This window comes from Companilactobacillus bobalius (assembly GCF_002179915.1).
GTDB lineage: Bacteria > Bacillota > Bacilli > Lactobacillales > Lactobacillaceae > Companilactobacillus > Companilactobacillus bobalius.
The window spans coordinates 384,550-402,796 of record NZ_MYFM01000001.1 but is presented as its reverse complement, the minus strand read 5'-3'; the positions used below and the strand labels follow the sequence as shown (position 1 = coordinate 402,796).

Genomic DNA, 18,247 nt, shown 5'->3' with positions numbered 1-18,247 from the left:
TAAAATCAATCTCTTCATGAGATAGTAGGGATTTTAAAAAGAAGAATTAATTTATGAAAATATTAAAATCTTAAAAGTATTATGTAACGTAAACTGGTAAAATATAATAGCAAAGAAAATTAAAATAAAGAGTATGGTGAATATGGATATAACAGAAATGTATGGTCAAGTATTGACGGGTATTGTGACCGATTTAAACAAAGATGAAGTCTTTGTTCAAATTGACGGTAAGACGTTTGCTTTAGACTTAAATGAATTAACAGAGATCCCTGAATTGGGTGACGAAATTAGTGGTTTTCTTTATGAGAATCAAGCCCACAAAAATAAAATGACGACAGTAGTACCTTTTGTTGTGCAAGGCGTTTGGGATTTTGCTGAAGTAACTGATGTTAGAACCGATCTTGGTGTGTTTGTTAACATTGGTTTGGATGATAAAGATATTGTTGTTTCTTTAGATGATTTACCTTTTGAACATTCTGAATGGCCTAAAAAGGGCGATAGTTTAATGGTCAAATTGGATATTGATCACAAGGGAAGACTTTGGGGTAAATTAGCCGATATTGAACTTTATACGCAGATTGCTCGTAGTCCTGGTGCTGACGTTAAGAATAAGGACGAAGAAGGTACGATCATCGCTATTAGAGAGAGTGGTGCCTTTGTTATGACGGAAAGTTATTACATTGGTTTCATTCATGTGGAAGAACAATCACAACCACTACATATTGGTCAACATGTTAAAGCTCGTGTTATTGGTACTAGTCACCGTCGTTTGAATCTATCAATGAGACCTCGTGCTTATGAAGAAATTACTCCGGATGCTCAAATGATCGTCGCCGTTTTGGAACATTCTCGTGATAAGAAAATGCCTTATACTGATAAGAGTGATCCTGATGATATTAAAGAATACTTTGGTATCAGTAAGGGTAGTTTTAAGCGTGCTTTGGGTAATCTTATGAAACAAAAGAAGATTGAACAAAAAGACGGCTACACTTATCTCAAATAGAGGTAACAATTATGAGTGAGAAATTATCAATTAAGAACCAAAAGATGATTGATACGATTGCTGATTATGAGCGTTACCTTCGGTTGGATCGAGGACTGTCACAAAATACAATTGTTTCGTATCAACAAGATTTATTAGAATTCAGTAGTTTTTTGGAAAAGAAGCAAATACCTTTTTATCCAGAAGATCATTTTGTTGTAACACAATTTTTTGTTAGTCAAGATAAGGAAAATAAGTCCAAGACTTCACAGATGCGGATGTTTTCTTCGTTGAGACGCTTCTATCAGTGGATGGAAGTTATTGACAAGATTCATGCCAATCCGATGAATGAATTGGATGCTCCGAAAAAGGGAAGCCATTTACCAGTAGTTTTGTCGATGGACGAAGTGAACTCGTTGATTGAATCGCCAGATGTTTCGACGCCTTTGGGTATCAGAGATCGGACAATTTTTGAAGTGATGTATGCGACTGGCTTACGTGTCAGTGAACTGGTCAATTTGAGTATGGATGATTTACATTTGGACTTAGGATTGATCAAGACTTTGGGTAAAGGAAACAAAGAACGCCTCTTGCCAATTGGCGATACAGCAATTAAATGGTTGAAAAAATACTTTGCGGAAACTAGAAAAGATTTAGTGGCTAAATATGGTCAACAGAAAGAAGTTTTTTTGAACTTTCGTGGTAAGAAATTAACTCGTCAATCAATTTGGCGTATGATCAAAAAATATATCGCTCAAGTTGGAATTAAAAAGGATGTTACACCGCATACTTTACGACATTCGTTTGCCACCAACTTATTAGAAAATGGAGCTGATCTTCGAGTTGTCCAAGAGTTATTGGGACATTCCGACATTTCAACGACACAAATTTATACGCATGTTAATCAAACGAGAATGAAACAGGTCTATAACAAGGCCTTTCCAAGAGCTTAGATAGGGGGATAGGGATGCTTAGTAAATATAGTGATGAAAATAAGAAGATTGCTATGGGCTTTTTATCTTATATCAGTGACCTCAAGGATCTGAACAATCTGGAGCAAGAATTGCAGCTCTATTCTGAAGATGAAAACCGTCAGTTATATCTTTGGAAGAGTAATATGGAAGATTATTCAGGTATTGTAGCGTTATCATTTTCGGATAATACTGTCTTTATCGAATACGTTTCATTGAACCCTTCATATCGATCACAGAGTAATGTTTTTAAAATTTTTGACGATATTCAACAGAAGTTTCCTAATTTAGTGATTTTGGGGAATTTTAACTTGAGTAAACAGATTCAACAGTGGCGTCAAAATAAACAAAAATTAGAAAAAGATATGAAAGAAAAAGAAAACAGCTAATGCAAAAATTGAATTTAGTTTTAACTGATTTTGAAGGTCCAATTGATTTATTATTGCATTTGATTAAAGAATCCAAAGTCGATATTTATGACATTCCAATTGCACAAATTACGCAACAATATATTGATTATTTAAATAGTATGAAAGTTTTACAGTTGGATGTTGCAGGTGACTATTTGGTCATGGCGTCAACTTTGATGTCGATCAAGAGTAAAATGTTGTTACCACAAGCACCGGATGAAATTGAAGACGAAATTCAAGAAGATCCGCGTGATGAATTGGTTTCTCAACTTTTAACCTATCAAACATACAAACGAGTTGCGGCTTATTTTGAAGAAAAAGAACAAGTTAGAAAGCAACAGTTTGATAAGGAAGTCAGTTTACCTAAAGAACAATTGGATCAATTTTTAAAACCTGGTTCAGTAGTTTTAGATGATTTAGCAGCGACGTATTCTGAATTGTTACGTGCTCAAAAGAATCATCAACCAGAAATTGAAACAATTGAAAATGAAACTTTGTCAATTGAAGATGCAACTAATAATATTATGGGTGAATTGAGATCAGTTAAAAAAATGACTTTTAGAGCCCTTTTGAAATTAAATAATAATATTGAAGAAATAGTTACCGACTTTATGGCCATTTTGGAATTAGCCAGTAAACAATTAGTTTCGGTTAGTCAGGATGGTTTTCAAAGTGAACTATTCATTGAATTGAGGAATTAATGTGTATCAAGCAAAAATAATGGCATTATTATTTGTGGCCGGAGATCAAGGTATTAAAGAAAGAGATCTCGCTGGACTTTTGGAAATAGATAGTGCAGCCTTAAGACAGAATATTGAAGAGTTAAAAGTAAAATTAATGACCGATGTCGATTCTGGGGTCGAGTTAGTTGAATTTAATTCGAATTATAAATTAGTTACTAAAAATGAATTCAATGAATTATTAACCAAGTACTTTAAGACTGGCTTGGCCACTAAGTTGAGTCAAGCAGCGCTCGAAGTGTTGTCGATTATTGCTTATCGTCAACCAATCACGAGAATTGAAATTGATGAGATTCGAGGAGTACAGAGTTCTGGTAGTTTGAATACTTTATTGATGAGAAAATTAATTAAAGAAAATGGGAAAAAGGACGTTCCTGGTCACCCTAATCTTTATGTAGTAACTGATGAATTCTTCGATTATTTTGGAATCAAAGATTTAAAAGAATTGCCAAAAATAGAAAATTTTGAGGATAGTTCCGATATAGGAGATATAAATGGAGAAAGTTAGATTACAAAAATTCATGGCTGATGCCGGGGTCGCTTCTAGACGTAAATCAGAAGAATTGATTGCCAAAGGCCATGTTAAAGTAAATAACAAAGTAGTTACCGAAATGGGTATCAAAGTTGACCACAGCGATAAAGTGGAAGTTGACGGGATGCCTCTAGAAACAGAAAAGAAACGTTACATTCTAATGTACAAGCCTCGTGGAGTGATTTCAGCCGTTAAGGATGATAAGGGTAGAAAGGTAGTTACTGACTTGTTGGAAGAAGACGTACAAGAACGTGTTTACCCAATTGGTCGATTAGATTACGATACTTCAGGTTTGTTGTTACTAACAAATGATGGTGAATTTGCCAATCATTTAATGCATCCACGTTACCATGTTGATAAGACTTATGTTGCTAAAATTGAAGGTATTTTAGAGACTGAAGAGATCAAGAAATTAGAGTCTGGAATTAAGTTTAAGGACTATACAACATCTCGTGCCAAAGTTAGGGTCATGTCTAAGGATAAGAAGAAAAACTCTTCAATCGTTAGAATAACTATCCATGAAGGACATAATCATCAAGTTAAGAATATGTTCGATGCTGTCGGTCATAAGGTTGAAAAATTGGCTCGTGAGAACTATGGTTTCTTAACTCTTGACGGTTTAGTTTCTGGTAAGTACCGTGATTTGACAAGACAAGAAGTCGCTCAGTTGAAACAAGATAATCGTTAATAATTGAATTGGTTAGATTACAATACCGATAGTTTTTATCTGAAACATACATAATAGTTAAATAATTAGCAAAAGACCCAAATGTTGAATTATCAGCATTCGGGTCTTTTTTATGTTGTTATATCATTGCAAATAGCTAGTAGATAGTGGCACATTTTTGGCATATTGAAATATAGTATAAATATTTATGTGGCTATATAATATACATGTTAAGAATAATTTGAAGGAGAAATGATTTTGGGAAATAGATTATCAACAAAAGAAGCGCTTAAATCAGTTGATGCAGCAAAAAAATTAATAAGTTCAATTGGTTCTCTGGGAAAACAAAATATCACAGTATATAAGAATGGCTCTACTGTTTTTTCTGGATTATACACTGTGACAGTGGATAAATACTTTTCATATGATTGTACAATTAATATTATGTGGGAAGACGGATCAGATAAAAGACCGGATTATAAAAACTTAGATAATTTACATGGTATCTATAGTACTGGTTATCAAAAAATGTCCTTTGATGATGCAAATCATATTTTTGAAATAATTGATTCATCTGGAAGTATAGTAGCTATTCAAGTATAGGTTCTATCAATCCTTATATAGAATTAATTGTTTGACGATTTCATCTGGATAATTCTGATAAGGATTGATAGCTTTTTATCTTTCAAAAGATGAACGTAGACTTTTGAGGTCATCAAAGTACTGGAGTGCCCTAAGTGTTCTGAAACATATTCAAGGCTAACGTTTCTTGAAATCAATATGGAAGCATGCGTATGGCGCAGAGTATGGAGAGTAAGATGATTACCTGGTTTTGTATTTAATTTTGTTTGAAGATAGTTTAGAATCATATTTGCAGAGCCATCATTAGGAACATGATGCTGAGAATTTATGAACACTAAATTATCTTTATTTTGAAATTTTTGTTTTAAAAATAATTTTTTTTACTCATATTTAAGATTCTTTAACATTTTCACAGTAATAGGATCAATGTCCAATTTTCTGATAGAAGAATGGATTTTAGTTGGTTTAAATCCGGTTCGATATTTATAGCCATGTGTGTTATTGATATCAATAGTATGTTTATCAAAATTAATATCCTTCCAGGTTAAACCGATGATTTCTCCATAGCGCATGCCGGTAACAAGAGATAAGGCAATTTCATATTTACCTATAGCAGACATAGATGCGTGTTTCAAATAATAATCTCTAATTCTATATGCTTCCTCAACTACAAAGTATTTGATATCCCTTGAGGATTTGTTAAACTTTTTAATTTGGTATCTCCAAAGTAATTATGGATAAATTTCCCGATGGCGGAGTATTGAAGTGTCCTAAAATTGTTAGACCTAATCTAACAACTTTAGGAGCACTTTTTTTATGACCAAATACTCTTTAGATTTCAAAGTTAAATTAGTAAATGAATGTATTGATAGACAAATTTCTATACTTGGATTATCAAAAAAATATGGAATGCCCAATAAATCACCGATTTATAGCTGGATCCATGAAGCGGAGGCGAATGGACTTAATTATTTGATAACTAAGAAATCCTATAAAGAATATTCTCAAGATTTCAAATTATCCGTGATAGAATATTATAAATTACATGAGATCAGTCGCCTTGATAAGGCAATTTATTTCAAGATATCACCTAGTCAAGTTAATTTATGAAATAAGGAGTCGTCCCAGAGGGAGATGACCGTTAATAGCCAAGAAAAGAGAAATTTAAACAAGAAATTCTTGATTTAAAACATGATGCTGAAATGGACCCTGATATTTTAAAAGCACTAAAGACCTTGCGGGAAAATGATTCCAATTCGAAAAACCAAAATTAGTCAAATCATTACTTAAAAAGTACAAGTTGAACGACTTATTAACTAAGATCGACCTGCCAAGATCAGCTTATTATGAACGCCTTAGTAAAACAGATAAATACGCTCAACTAAAAGAGTTCATTGTTAAAACATATCACGATTCAAACTCAACCTACGGTTATCGTCGAATCTGGAAAGAGTCTCTCAAGGTCGGATTCAAGAATTCTCTAGAAACAATTCGGTATTTAATGACTAAACTTAAATTAAAAGTAGTTATTTTTACAAAATATATATCTGGCTACTGTTCCTATAAAGGTAACCTTGGAAAATTAACTCCTAATACAATCAAACAGAAATTCATTGAGACAGAACTATTAAAAGTATTACATACAGATGTAGCTCAAATCCGTTTGCGCAAAGACAAGTGGGGGTTATATTATCCAGCCATGCTGGACTAAGTTAGCAGCAAAATATTATCTTGTTCAATAAGTTTGAGCCCTAATAAATTATAATATTAGATACTCTAGAAAGCTGAAGCAAAATATAGTTCCCTCTTTAAAGCCAATTCTTCACTCTGAGCAAGGATGGCATTATCAACTTAAATATTATCGAGGTGCTTTAAAAACAATGGGCATTAAACAAAGTATGTCTCGAAAGAGCAATTGTCACGACAATGCCCCAATTGAGAGTTTCTTTAATCTGCTCAAAAGAGAATGTCTTTATAGGTATAATATTGATGATCTAACTGAATTAAAAAAATGGATTGTCCCTGTAGAATACGGGGAACAATCCAAGATTTTTTAAAACTTATAAAAATGTCTAATTTTTTATTGTACTTCAATGAGTGGTTCTTTTTTTATTGGGGGAATTTAGCCATGAATTATAAAGTGATCAATAGAGTGTGCCTATTTGTTAGTATATTTTTTTATTATTATCCATTTTTTTAGAAAATGGGATAGTACTCTGTGGACCACAGTGACATTAATTTGTTGTTTATTATTTTTCAATACGCAATAAGTAATATGATATATGTATAATATTCCATGAGGGGAGTGAAATGTTGTGCTTAAAGTAAGTATGTTTGATCGCAATCTCTTATTAAAAGCTGCTGGTACCGTTGGGACTTTGTTTGGAGTTGTAGGAACGGCTGTCGGCTTTTTTGATTTTAGTGTAAAGACAAGATATCATATTTTTATTTTATTTTTTATTATTTGTTTTCTGTTTTATATTCTTGAGTGGCTTAGTGCCAATAGAATAAGTGATTTGGTATTAAAATATGATGAATCGACAATAGAAATAAAGAGTGGTGATATTTTTTCTGGCAAGTATATAAACGATGATACTATTAGAATATTTGCTTTTAATGAATATTTTGATACAAAAGTTGATAATGAAATTATTTCTAAATCATCATTAAACGGTCAGGTTATTATTAAAGAGGTTTCCGATATTGATGAACTGGATAGGAGAGTTTCAGATGATAAACATTTAAAAAAGAATGAAGTTGGAACAAATAGGGACAGATCAAATGGCAAAAAGAAAAAATATAAGTTGGGGACTATATTTAAGTATAATGACAATACTATGTTCACAGCAATGACACATTTTGATGATGAAAATAAAGCAAATTTGACAATACAGGAGTACATAAGGTTTCTTATTAATTTTTGGGATGAGGTTAATACAATATATGCGGGAAAGACAGTAGTTATAACTCTTTTAGGCAGTGGAATAACGAGATTGGATAATAATACTTATACATCAAATCAAATCTTAGAAATAATATTGTGGACATTTTATTTAAGACGAATTAAATTTAAGAAACCTGCACAATTGATTATACTTATGGATGATAATACTAATAAAGGTATTAATTATTATAAAATAAGGGGTATGTTCAATGGCTTACAAAAATAAAATCTATATTGCTTTTGATGGGGATAATGACATTAGATATTATGATTTGATGTTGGCGTGGAAAGCTCAGAATGATGATTTTAACTTCTATAATGCGCATGATTTGCATACGGCTAGCGATTCTAGTAAAGAGGAGTCCATTAAGGCCTCATTGAGAGATAGATTTGCCAATTCAAAAATGTTTATTTTAATTATAGGTGAACACACAAAGTATTTAACCAAGTTTGTTAAATGGGAGATTGAAACTGCAATAAGATTAAAATTACCGATAGTTGCTGTCAATATAAATAAATCAAGAATTTCGGATGAATTGTGTCCTCCTATTTTAAAAAATCAATTAGCTATTTTCGTTCCATTTGAAAAGAAAATAGTAAAATTAGCAATTAACACTTGGTCAGAAAATGATAAAAATTATCGTAAAAAAGGAGAAATTAGTAATTTTTATTATAAAGGTTCAGTATATAAAGATTTAGAAGACTAAATAATAAATTAGTAAATAAAAAATCACATCGGCTGATGTGATTTTTTTATTTTGTAGGAAACGATATAAAAGATAATGAAGATTACGTTAAGGATGTCATTGAACTGCTTGAATCGAACAGTGTAAAAGAAATTCATTCTACATTTTTTAAGCAGAGATTTGGTCTTGGAGGTACAAAAAATAATCAATTATTAGAGGAGCTTGAGCTAGGAGGAACAATTAGCAAACCAAATGAAGATAGAACCAGAAAGATATTGGTGGATTAATATATTTGCTTTATTTACACTCATTTTCTTTGTAGCAAAGATTTTAGGATGTATTAGTTGGTCATGGTGGGTTGCTATTTAGTCAATTGCTAATTAGGCTAGTGGTAATAGATATTTGGAGAATTATCATGGCAATTATTGCATGGCATACTAATCGCAAGGCAGATAAGATTTTAAAGAAGTCTAATGATGAGTTTAGAAGCTTGGTTCCATGAAGATGATTAAAACATCATGTGGATTGATGACACCAATGAAAGCTAAGATAATTGGTGATGTTGACCGTGAACCGGAGCAAAAAAGAAGTCACAAAAAGTAACTTCAAAAAACAAAAGAATTTAAAGCTTTATCCTTGTTTTTTTTGTAGGTAAAATAAGTACAAACGTAAGGCATGAAGCTGTAGTTATAAGAAAAACGTAAAATAACAGATAGAACACTTGGGCATACTGAGCAAGCATATTATTAAAGACAGTTGATGTTATCGCCCATATTGTTATACCTAATAAAATAGCAGAAATGGATATAAATATTTGGGATACATACAAGAGTATATCCCATAAATCATCAACGTTTTTAAATGATGAATTGATAGTTATTTTCATAACAGCAAAAAAATATCCTAAATAAGCGTAATAAGAAATCAAGATAAAGCACGCTAAAGCGATTATTGGACTATTTTGAGGAATTCTTTGTATAAAGAGGGAAGAAAAGGCTATTATTGGAGCCGAGAAAAACAATATTACATTTGGCATAGTTTTTATAGTAACTTTGGATCTGTATGTGAATTTGTATTTATAATGTTCCATTTTTTGGAACCTCCTTTTTTGATTATAAATTAACTATATAACAAAGAAACAAGTAGAAGATTTTTCCATTTTATAAAATTGTGAAAACAGGTGATGGCGTTGGCTAAGTTTGAGATTGATAAATGGGTTACATCAGAAGGGTTGATACAGCTCGAAGGTTGGGCAAGGGATGGCTTAACCGATGAGGCATATAATATTGGTATTGGAACTACACTTTGTATCGTTGGAAAAATAAGAAACGGGAGATTTGGGAGACCCTAAAAAAGGTAAATCTGTTGTTGATCGTGAAATTGAGAATGCGAAGTTTCTATAAGCCTAATCGTAAGTATCTAGTTGATTTATGTAATGACTTAGAAAATTTTTTAACTAGTGGTGATCAAGTGCTAATAGTTAATGAGCCACCACGTCATGGAAAGTCTTTGATAGCTACTGATTAGGTTGAATGGCTGCTTGGTGGGGATAGCACCGAAAGAATTATGACAGGCTCATATAATGAAACATTATCCACTGTGTTTTCCAAGTCAGTTCGTAATATGATTCAAGAAGTTAAAGCCGATGACAGTATTCTTGTTTATAATGATATTTTCCCAGACACTCATATCAAATACAAATATGGCGACGCTGCTATGAATATGTGGAGTCTTGAAGGCGATTCAGTTAATAATTATCTTGCTACGTCTCCAAGTGGTACAGCTACTGGTTTTAGCGCTGATCTAATCATTATTGATGATGTTTATCAAGTTAGCTCAAGAAGCTAATAACGCTAATCGTTTAGATGATATCTACCGTTGATATATTGATACAGTGCTTTCACGTTTGGAAAAAGGTGGCAAAGTATTGATAATCATGACACGGTGGGCCAGTGGTGATTTAGCTGGACGTGTACTAACTGAAACGCCTATCAATCGTTTATGGGATATACAAGTAAGAACCTTATATCTTAGATGTAAGTCATGACACGAGAACCTATGTAAGTCACTAAATTCTTAGTAAATGAAAGCTACTATCGAAACAGGGCTAACCTTGCTGGAATTGAATCTAATAATGGTTGTAAAGAATCTACACGATGATGCATCCGATACTTTGACTGGTTTTACTGGATTGATCATGTCAATGGAAACAGAAGCATCAGCACCATCAATCAATGATTAAGCTAGTTATTTAGACAACTTAGGATTTTAAAGAAAGAAAGGCGAACTAATGGCAATTGAAGATAATGTGATGGAATATATTCAAGTCTTCCGTATTCGAATAAGAGGACTGTCCATATGTTAAGTGGCAGACTTTTCTCGCACTTGATTCAAGCGAGCAGTATATAAGATGCCACAAGAAATATTTGACGTTATCAATGATGATTCAATGCTTGATGAAGATGGAAGGACTATTTATCGTCGAACTCCGGATGTACATACTCATAAAGGTAAAATCTGGTTAAAGCCAGCAATCGTAAAAGACGATATTAGCTCAACACAAATTGTTATTCCACCAACAGCACATATCTAACTAAGGAGTTTTATATATTGATGCCTTCAATATGGGAATCATAAGGACACAAATACGCCTGATACATCAGATGTTAATTTCGCATCTAATGCTTCAGGCATTACTGTGACTTGTAAGCTTTGGGATAACAATCAGGAATCACTATATACGCGTGGATTGAGGAGACTACTTGGAAACTACTGGGGAGCAGATTAGAAAGTATTTCTAGTGCGGATATAGTAGAGAATATCAATTCAATTTATACGCCGAACCTTCCTAAGAATGATACCGAGATTATGCAGAACGTAACTTCACTTGTTAATACTGGAAAAGTATCGGATGAGACTGTATTGGATATGGTTGAATCGATTACCGGAGTAAATTAAACAGCTGAAAAGGAACGTCTCAAGAATCAACACAATGAAGAACTTAAAGGTAGTCCAGTTGATAAGTTGTTCAACAGAAAGCTAAACGATAATTCAGATGGCAGTGAGGATGATTCTGATGAGGTAGATGCAAATGAAACTAACGAAAATTCAAGCGATTAGAATTGCTCAAAAAATTTATGTTAAGCAGGATGAACTTGTGCTTGAGATTGAACACATGTATCAATATACTTAATCTAAAGTTATTGATGATGTTGATGCCAATTTATACAAGTCAACTCATAATGCTGTATTAGATAGTCACGTTGATTTTGGGATGTTTTTATCAAACTATGCAGACATTAAGAAAAGTACGTGAAGTTACTGAGAAGACTGCTAAAAGCCCCCAAGAGTGCTATTAACTGGAAGAATGAAGTGGCGACATCTTGACTGGTGGAAGTAAAGCAACGAATGGGCAAATGGGTCGTGCTGCTGGTATGATTCGGAATGCTACCGCTCAAGCAATGAATCGAACTAGACTACAGGATTTAGAATTGAGTCATGTTAAAAAGTATAAATGCGTTTCACTCGTATCACCAACGACATGTGTTGATTGTGATGCGCTAGATGGTCAAGTATTTAATGTTGAAGATGTTGAAGAAGGTGTTAGTTTTCCTTTGATGCATTACAATTGTCAATGTATTGTTATTGAGGTTAATGATAACGATGATTGGGATACAAGTTGATCACGATGTTAGTGAAGAACTTGAAAAACTATGATTTGATAAATTCGTCTGTTGTTTCGTCGAGGTACTGTTTGAATCGTGAGTCCAATTCCTTTTTTAGTGATTTTAATGACTCTATGGATGAACCAGATGAATTGGATGAAGCTAATCGGCCAACTCGCAATAATTCCAGTTGACTATTATTAGTTGCTGTCAAAATTTTGTTATCTAACCAATTATTATAGTCATTAACGGATATGAATAAAAAAGTTTTTATTTGCCCCATGGAGGTGTTGTTTTTTATTGCGAAAATATTAGTGTCTAAAAAATTATTTATAACTCGGTAAATCAAAATAATATCTTCCAATTGTTGCTTGAGTAAATACTTTTTATTATTTTTGGAATTAGAATTAGAAATATATAAAGCAATTATCGCTGCTAAAGCGGAAGTAACTGCAGAAATAGCACTTATCCAATCGGTGGGTTTCATTATTTTGCCAACTTTCATTAAATATTTAATAGTTAAACAATATCATTTAACGAGGCGTTGTGCGTACGTAAATTGTACGATTGCAAGGTCTATTTTTATTGCCTTCAGACGTGTATCAGGCGTTAAAAAGCCATAGATATAGTTAACGGACTCTAAATGGAAATTAAAGCCGACGGGCTTAAAGCAGGAGGATAATTCCTGAACCTAAATAGTCAAACGAACGGCAATGAGTCTAGGGAGGTATCTGATGATAAACAGCAAGAAAAGGTTGCCAGTATTCCTGATTTAATCAAGAACGCTAATGCTAAACATGATGCTGAAGCCAATATGATTGGTAAAGAAAAAGCTGATACTGAAACAGCCGACTTGAAGAGTTGAAAGCTGAGAATCAGCATTGGAATCTAATTAACTTAGCTACTAAAATGGTTGAGGTATGAAGTTGCCATTGTCGTTTGCTGGACTATTTGTTGGTTCTAATGATGACGAAACAAAGCAAAACTTTGAAAGCGTCAAAACTAAATTAGATAATGCCATGCAAAAAATGTTAAGAATCGCCTATGGATACAATATATTAACAATGACACTACTAAGACCAATCGTCTTTTAACCTCCGGTGCTGTTCCATCTGATGATGTGATGGGTTCACATCATCAAGAACCGGGTAGGACTAATAAACATTCCTGTATTAAACGACCTTAGTGGTGATCCACAAGACTGGAACGATACATCAGACATTGAGATTCGAAGAGTTACTATGTCGGTCATGGTAATTTGTGGAAGTCAGTAGCCAAATACCCATCTAGAGATAAGATGTCATCTGATATCTACGCCAATACTGAATCAGAAGATGGATATGAGTACATTCAAGCTTTCGAAAATGATCTGAAAGATAGAAATTATCTGTTTCAACACGTCATGCATGATTCTGGTATGCAACTTGATGTAGATAAGTATTCAGATGAAATTATTAAGAATTCAATTAAGTAGGTGGTTAATTTTATTTCACCACAATGTGACTTAGTTACTAGTGCTATCAAAACATTGGGTATCATCACTGATATGCCCGTGTTTGATTCAAAAGGAAATACTTTTCAATGCACTGATTGGGTTTATTTCTGTTGGGGTATGGCAAAAGCAAAAAATATTTACCGATGTCGGGTGTTACTATGACATATGTTCTGTTGGTACAAATTTTGGAGAATTTCTTAAGTCGAGCGGTGTTTCGATTGGATTTCCCATTATTCGAGATGAAAATTCTAAGTTGAATTGGATGGTGCTATAAAGTTGCTAACGATGAATATCTACCTATTAAGTATACACAAGGGTCTGGATTCATTGGATAATATATAAAATGGCACATTTTTAGTGAATATTGGAAAAATTGAAGATAAAATTTAATTCCTTTGAACCGCAAAAAGACTGCCAAAACGTACTTTTTGGGTACTTAATAATGGAATGGTATCGATGTTAGAAAAACTCCACAGTTGTCTTATATCAGGCGTTCTGCTATATTGAGAGTATAAAATTAAATAATTGGTTTTCAGGGCAGGGTGAAATTCCCGACCGGCGGTAAAGTCCGCGACCCAGCATTGCTGGTTGAATTGGTTAGATTCCAATACCGATAGTAAAGTCTAGATGAAAGAAAACAGAAGGTTAAGGTCTGTTTTGGTGTGCCCAAAATAGGTCTTTTTTCTTTGGAAATCAATTGGAGAGGTTGATTTTAATGGGGAAAAGTTTAGATAAGATGCATGAGGTAATAGGAGTAGCTGTTTTTGCAGCATTGGGAACGATTCTGATGTTTTTCGAGTTTCCAATTCTGTTTTGGTTACCTTTTTTGAAAGTTGATTTAAGTGATGTAGTAACACTGATTGGAACTTTTGCATTTGGTCCCGTAGGTGGAGTTTTAATTGCATTACTGAAGTCAATGGTGCACGTAATCGTCACAGGTAGTGGTGTGGCAGGCTTGATCGGTAATGGAGCCGCCTTTGTGGGGTCAGTTGCTTTGTTATTGCCTTTCAATTACTTCTGGAAGAAGAATAAGAAGGTTATGGCAGTGATTGCAGGAACAGTTGTAATGACGGTTATTATGTCATTATTGAACTACTTCGTTGTAATGCCACTTTATATGAACGTGATTGGAATGAAACTAAATATGAGTTTGGCCGAATATGTGGCAACAGGTGTGGTACCATTTAATATTGTCAAGGCACTGATCATTTCAGCGGCTACGATGATTGTTTATCCACGTATCAAAGGACATTTCTCAATAAAATGAGAAACTAACAGAATTTTATAAATCTTTAAAGAAAAATTTTAAACTTTTATGATATGCTTTAAGAGATAGAAATTAGGAGGTTGGTTTTTAATGGCCGATAAGGATAAAAACAATATGTCTGGCGATTCTCGCGTTCCTAAATCCACACAAGGACTTGAGGGATCCGTTAGTCTCGAAGATTTGAAGAAATATCATCTAATTAGTGATGGCACAAGTGATGAAGTTACACCTACTAGTGCGGTTTCTGACGATCAAACTTCTAATGATGCACCTGTAGAAGAAAATACTGATGACTCAACAATAAATGAGAATCAGGAGTCTGCAGATCATCTTCAATCTGAAGAAAGCCAAGATCATTTAAGCGAAGCAAAACAGGATAATAATCCGGAACCAAATTATGACGATAATAATTATGACTCAGCACCAGAGGACGATCAGTCTGTTCCCGAAACACCAATACCTACACCAGTAGCACCCGAAGCACTTGATCAATCTGAATCAGAAGATTCAGTTGATGATGAAGCTGAAGATGATGATAAGAAGAGTAGTAAGCCTTGGGAAAACAGTTTCGATACTGATACTGACGATGATGGACATGTGTCACGTGCTGTAACTAAAGAAAAACAACGTGGTAATCATACTTTAGTTGTTACCTTGGTTATTGCCTTAATTATTATTATGTTTACACCAGTGGTTATCAATGCTGTTAAAGGTAGTAGTAGTGGCGACTTGGATAGTACTCAATCTGCTAAGTCAGTAGAAAACAAAGACAAGTCAACTAAGAAAAAGAAGAAATCTACTAAGAAAGCTACACCTAAGAAGAAAGCTGCCAAGAAGACAACAACTAAGAAGTCAACAAGCAACAACAATTCTTCAAGTAATGATAGTAATAATAATTCTGATACAACAGATAATGATAGTTCTAACTCAAATGCTACAAATGATGACAACAGTACTACTTCAAATAGTAGTAACACTACAGCAAGTGATAACAATACAGCCAATTCAACAACAAGCTCAGATTCACAATCACAAGCTAGCCAATCAAATAGTACTGATAGTTCCAACAGTTCAGATACTTCAAGCACTACATCAAATAGTAATGCTAATAGTGGAGCTTCATATTACACTGTTAAGGCCGGTGATAACTGGTTCAGAATTGCTTACAACAACAATTTAACAACAGCTCAATTGAAGAGTTTGAATGGTAATGTTGGTACATTGACACCAGGTACAACATTAAGAGTAAAATAGATTAAGTAATTAAGGGTCTCTGACAATTTTGTCTGGGCCCTTTTATTAAGGAGAGAAAAATAGATGCAAATTGCAATCGATGGACCAGCCTCAGCTGGTAAAAGTACTATTGCCAAATTAATTGCTAAAAATTTAGATTTTGTTTATTGCGACACTGGTGCGATGTACCGTACAGTAACATTACTTGCAAAAAAGAATAATGTAGGGTATGGTGATACTTTCAATATTTTGAAGTTAATGTCTGAACACAAGATCCATTTTCTTAATAAAGAAGATGGTCAACACGTTTACTTAGATGATGAGGATGTTTCAGATGCTATTCGAACAGAAGAGATAACTAATAACGTTTCTCAAGTCTCAGCAATCAAAGAAGTTAGAACGGAATTAGTTCAAATGCAACGAGACATGGCAAACGACATTAATATCGTAATGGATGGTCGTGATATTGGAACGACTGTTTTGCCTAATGCCGAAGTAAAAATTTTCTTAATTGCTAGTGTAGAAGTACGTGCGCAAAGACGTTATAAAGAAAACCTTGAACGTGGCATCAATACACCTTTGAAAGAATTGCAAGATGAAATTGCTGCTCGTGATTACAAGGATTCACATCGTGAAATTTCGCCGTTGAAAAAGGCTGACGACGCTATCGAAGTTGATACATCAGATATGACCATTGAAGAAGTTGTTAAAAAAGTTACAGAAATTGTTAATGAACATAAGTAGGGAGGCAGATTATGGCTGTTCCAGTAGTTGCGTTAGTAGGACGCCCCAATGTTGGTAAATCTACTATTTTCAATAGAATAATTAATGAAAGATTATCTATTGTTGAAGATACACCGGGTGTAACTAGAGATCGTATTTATTCACGTGCTAGTTGGCTTGGAAAGGAATTCCGTTTGATCGATACCGGTGGTATTGAAATGAGCGGAGAAAAGATGTCAGTGCAAATCAAGAACCAAGCTGAAATTGCGATTGATGAAGCTGATGTTATTGTCTTTATCGTTAATGGACAAAATGGTGTTACTAAGGAAGATGAGGATGTTGCAAAAATCCTTTATCGTACTAAGAAACCAGTTGTTTTAGCGGTTAATAAGGCTGATAATCCAGAACAACGTGAGAATATTTATGACTTTTATTCACTAGGATTTGGCGATCCTAATCCTATTTCTGGTTCACAGGGAACTGGTTTAGGTGATTTGTTGGATGAAATCGTAAAGGTATTTCCTAATGATGATAAAGATATAGATGACGAATCAATTAAATTTAGTTTTATTGGTCGTCCTAATGTTGGTAAGTCATCATTAGTTAATGCTATTTTAGGCGACGAGCGTGTTATTGTTTCTGATATGCAAGGAACGACACGTGATGCTGTCGATACTAAGTATCATGATGAGAAGCTCGACAAAGACTTTACAATGATTGATACTGCTGGTATTAGAAAACGTGGTAAGGTCTATGAAAATACAGAGAAATACTCTGTATTGCGTGCGTTGAGTGCAATTGATAAGTCTGACGTTGTCTGTGTTGTTTTGAATGCTGAAGAGGGTATTCGTGAACAAGATAAACGTGTAGCTGGTTATGCTCATAATGCTGGTAAAGGTGTTATTATCGTTGTTAACAAGTGGGATGCTTTGAAGAAAGATACTCACACTATGCAGGACTTTGAAAACCAAATTAGAGCAGAGTTCCAATACTTGTCATACGCTCCAATTCTCTTTACTTCAGCAATTAAGGGACAACGTTTAGATCAAATTCCAGAATTAGTAACACGTGTCTTCGATAACCGTCACCGTCGAATTCAATCAGCTGTTCTGAATGATCTATTGTTGCGTGCTACTTCAATTGCACCAACACCATTAGTTAATGGTAAGAGATTACGTATTTACTACATGACACAAGTAGCTATTCAACCACCAACATTCGTTGTTTTCGTTAATGATAGTGAATTATTGCATTTTTCATATGAACGTTTCTTGAAAAATCAATTACGAGATACATTTGACTTTGAAGGAACACCAATTAAGATCTTGCCAAGAAAACGTAAATAGAGCC

At 33.8% G+C, this 18,247-nt stretch carries 24 protein-coding genes, 2 pseudogenes and 1 riboswitch; of the genes and pseudogenes, 23 read left to right on the top strand and 3 right to left on the bottom strand.

Going from position 1 to position 18,247, the window contains the following annotated elements:
- The first annotated feature begins 142 nt into the window (after positions 1-142).
- The 7 genes from LKACC16343_RS01915 to LKACC16343_RS01885 all read left to right on the top strand — a co-directional run bounded on the left by LKACC16343_RS01915 (position 143) and on the right by LKACC16343_RS01885 (position 4,905).
- Positions 143-1,003, top strand: coding sequence for a CvfB family protein (locus LKACC16343_RS01915; protein ID WP_056952305.1), 861 nt, complete (start codon positions 143-145; stop codon positions 1,001-1,003).
- A gap of 11 nt (positions 1,004-1,014) precedes the next feature.
- Positions 1,015-1,935, top strand: a complete 921-nt coding sequence (xerD, locus tag LKACC16343_RS01910) for a site-specific tyrosine recombinase XerD (protein WP_179207677.1) — start codon at positions 1,015-1,017, stop codon at positions 1,933-1,935.
- Between the two features lie 14 nt (positions 1,936-1,949).
- Entirely contained in the window at positions 1,950-2,342 is a 393-nt protein-coding gene (locus LKACC16343_RS01905; RefSeq protein WP_025085494.1) for a hypothetical protein, read from the top strand.
- A complete protein-coding gene (locus LKACC16343_RS01900; protein WP_056952308.1) occupies positions 2,342-3,064 on the top strand; it encodes a segregation and condensation protein A in 723 nt (240 codons plus the stop codon). The genes LKACC16343_RS01905 and LKACC16343_RS01900 overlap by 1 nt, the downstream gene beginning before the upstream one ends.
- Before the next feature lies 1 nt (position 3,065).
- Positions 3,066-3,611, top strand: coding sequence for an SMC-Scp complex subunit ScpB (gene scpB, locus LKACC16343_RS01895; protein WP_082604522.1), 546 nt, complete (start codon positions 3,066-3,068; stop codon positions 3,609-3,611).
- On the top strand, positions 3,598-4,323 hold the full coding sequence (locus LKACC16343_RS01890) for a pseudouridine synthase (RefSeq protein ID WP_056952310.1): 726 nt from the start codon (positions 3,598-3,600) through the stop codon (positions 4,321-4,323). Before scpB ends, LKACC16343_RS01890 begins: the two co-directional genes overlap by 14 nt.
- 237 nt (positions 4,324-4,560) lie before the next feature.
- Positions 4,561-4,905 carry a hypothetical protein gene (locus LKACC16343_RS01885; protein ID WP_056952313.1) on the top strand — a complete coding sequence of 115 codons (345 nt, stop codon included), beginning with the start codon at positions 4,561-4,563 and terminating at the stop codon, positions 4,903-4,905.
- A 23-nt stretch (positions 4,906-4,928) separates the two neighbouring features.
- On the opposite strand, the pseudogene LKACC16343_RS14475 reads toward LKACC16343_RS01885, so the two are convergent.
- Positions 4,929-5,504: pseudogene (locus tag LKACC16343_RS14475) on the bottom strand (site-specific integrase).
- 680 nt (positions 5,505-6,184) lie between these two features.
- Between LKACC16343_RS14475 and LKACC16343_RS01865 the strand changes: the two are divergent.
- The 4 genes from LKACC16343_RS01865 (at position 6,185) to LKACC16343_RS01850 (ending at position 8,535) form a co-directional block, all read left to right on the top strand.
- Complete coding sequence (locus LKACC16343_RS01865) at positions 6,185-6,595, top strand: IS3 family transposase (protein WP_056952322.1); 411 nt, start codon at positions 6,185-6,187, stop codon at positions 6,593-6,595.
- Between the two features lie 169 nt (positions 6,596-6,764).
- Positions 6,765-6,941, top strand: coding sequence for an integrase core domain-containing protein (locus tag LKACC16343_RS14470; protein ID WP_256970542.1), 177 nt, complete (start codon positions 6,765-6,767; stop codon positions 6,939-6,941).
- A gap of 258 nt (positions 6,942-7,199) precedes the next feature.
- Positions 7,200-8,054, top strand: a complete 855-nt coding sequence (locus LKACC16343_RS01855) for a macro domain-containing protein (protein ID WP_056952325.1) — start codon at positions 7,200-7,202, stop codon at positions 8,052-8,054.
- Positions 8,038-8,535, top strand: coding sequence for a TIR domain-containing protein (locus tag LKACC16343_RS01850; protein ID WP_056952327.1), 498 nt, complete (start codon positions 8,038-8,040; stop codon positions 8,533-8,535). The genes LKACC16343_RS01855 and LKACC16343_RS01850 overlap by 17 nt, the downstream gene beginning before the upstream one ends.
- 601 nt (positions 8,536-9,136) lie before the next feature.
- On the opposite strand, the gene LKACC16343_RS01845 is transcribed toward LKACC16343_RS01850, so the two are convergent.
- Entirely contained in the window at positions 9,137-9,604 is a 468-nt protein-coding gene (locus tag LKACC16343_RS01845; protein ID WP_056952330.1) for a hypothetical protein, read from the bottom strand.
- Between the two features lie 296 nt (positions 9,605-9,900).
- On the opposite strand from LKACC16343_RS01845, the gene LKACC16343_RS14265 reads away from it, so the two are divergent.
- The 6 genes and pseudogenes from LKACC16343_RS14265 to LKACC16343_RS01825 all read left to right on the top strand — a co-directional run bounded on the left by LKACC16343_RS14265 (position 9,901) and on the right by LKACC16343_RS01825 (position 12,197).
- On the top strand, positions 9,901-10,041 hold the full coding sequence (locus LKACC16343_RS14265; protein WP_156638748.1) for a hypothetical protein: 141 nt from the start codon (positions 9,901-9,903) through the stop codon (positions 10,039-10,041).
- A 39-nt stretch (positions 10,042-10,080) separates the two neighbouring features.
- Positions 10,081-10,510 (top strand): annotated as a pseudogene (locus tag LKACC16343_RS01835) (phage terminase large subunit); the annotation flags it as partial.
- Positions 10,511-10,597: 87 nt separating this feature from the next.
- Positions 10,598-10,756, top strand: coding sequence for a hypothetical protein (locus LKACC16343_RS14260; protein ID WP_156638749.1), 159 nt, complete (start codon positions 10,598-10,600; stop codon positions 10,754-10,756).
- Positions 10,757-10,924: 168 nt separating this feature from the next.
- On the top strand, positions 10,925-11,107 hold the full coding sequence (locus tag LKACC16343_RS01830; protein WP_056952336.1) for a hypothetical protein: 183 nt from the start codon (positions 10,925-10,927) through the stop codon (positions 11,105-11,107).
- Between the two features lie 137 nt (positions 11,108-11,244).
- Positions 11,245-11,472: a phage portal protein gene (locus LKACC16343_RS14690; RefSeq protein ID WP_143444156.1), complete on the top strand. Its 228-nt coding sequence runs from the start codon at positions 11,245-11,247 to the stop codon at positions 11,470-11,472.
- A gap of 425 nt (positions 11,473-11,897) precedes the next feature.
- Positions 11,898-12,197 carry a minor capsid protein gene (locus LKACC16343_RS01825; RefSeq protein ID WP_056952340.1) on the top strand — a complete coding sequence of 100 codons (300 nt, stop codon included), beginning with the start codon at positions 11,898-11,900 and terminating at the stop codon, positions 12,195-12,197.
- 28 nt (positions 12,198-12,225) lie between these two features.
- Here the strand turns inward: LKACC16343_RS01825 and LKACC16343_RS01820 are convergent, their stop codons facing one another.
- Positions 12,226-12,666 carry a hypothetical protein gene (locus tag LKACC16343_RS01820; RefSeq protein ID WP_056952343.1) on the bottom strand — a complete coding sequence of 147 codons (441 nt, stop codon included), beginning with the start codon at positions 12,664-12,666 and terminating at the stop codon, positions 12,226-12,228.
- Positions 12,667-13,099: 433 nt separating this feature from the next.
- Here LKACC16343_RS01820 and LKACC16343_RS14255 point away from each other — a divergent pair, with 433 nt between their 5' ends.
- The 6 genes from LKACC16343_RS14255 to der all read left to right on the top strand — a co-directional run bounded on the left by LKACC16343_RS14255 (position 13,100) and on the right by der (position 18,243).
- Positions 13,100-13,273 carry a hypothetical protein gene (locus LKACC16343_RS14255; RefSeq protein WP_156638750.1) on the top strand — a complete coding sequence of 58 codons (174 nt, stop codon included), beginning with the start codon at positions 13,100-13,102 and terminating at the stop codon, positions 13,271-13,273.
- A 203-nt stretch (positions 13,274-13,476) separates the two neighbouring features.
- Positions 13,477-13,653 (top strand): hypothetical protein, encoded by a 177-nt coding sequence (locus LKACC16343_RS14155; protein WP_156638751.1) that lies wholly within the window; start codon positions 13,477-13,479, stop codon positions 13,651-13,653.
- Between the two features lie 545 nt (positions 13,654-14,198).
- A riboswitch (FMN riboswitch) is annotated at positions 14,199-14,317 on the top strand.
- Between the two features lie 72 nt (positions 14,318-14,389).
- Positions 14,390-14,941 (top strand): ECF transporter S component, encoded by a 552-nt coding sequence (locus LKACC16343_RS01815; RefSeq protein ID WP_056952345.1) that lies wholly within the window; start codon positions 14,390-14,392, stop codon positions 14,939-14,941.
- Between the two features lie 90 nt (positions 14,942-15,031).
- A complete protein-coding gene (locus tag LKACC16343_RS01810; RefSeq protein ID WP_056952348.1) occupies positions 15,032-16,195 on the top strand; it encodes a LysM peptidoglycan-binding domain-containing protein in 1,164 nt (387 codons plus the stop codon).
- A gap of 63 nt (positions 16,196-16,258) precedes the next feature.
- Positions 16,259-16,918 (top strand): (d)CMP kinase, encoded by a 660-nt coding sequence (cmk, locus tag LKACC16343_RS01805; RefSeq protein WP_056952350.1) that lies wholly within the window; start codon positions 16,259-16,261, stop codon positions 16,916-16,918.
- Between the two features lie 11 nt (positions 16,919-16,929).
- On the top strand, positions 16,930-18,243 hold the full coding sequence (gene der / locus LKACC16343_RS01800) for a ribosome biogenesis GTPase Der (RefSeq protein WP_056952352.1): 1,314 nt from the start codon (positions 16,930-16,932) through the stop codon (positions 18,241-18,243).
- Positions 18,244-18,247: the final 4 nt, after the last annotated feature.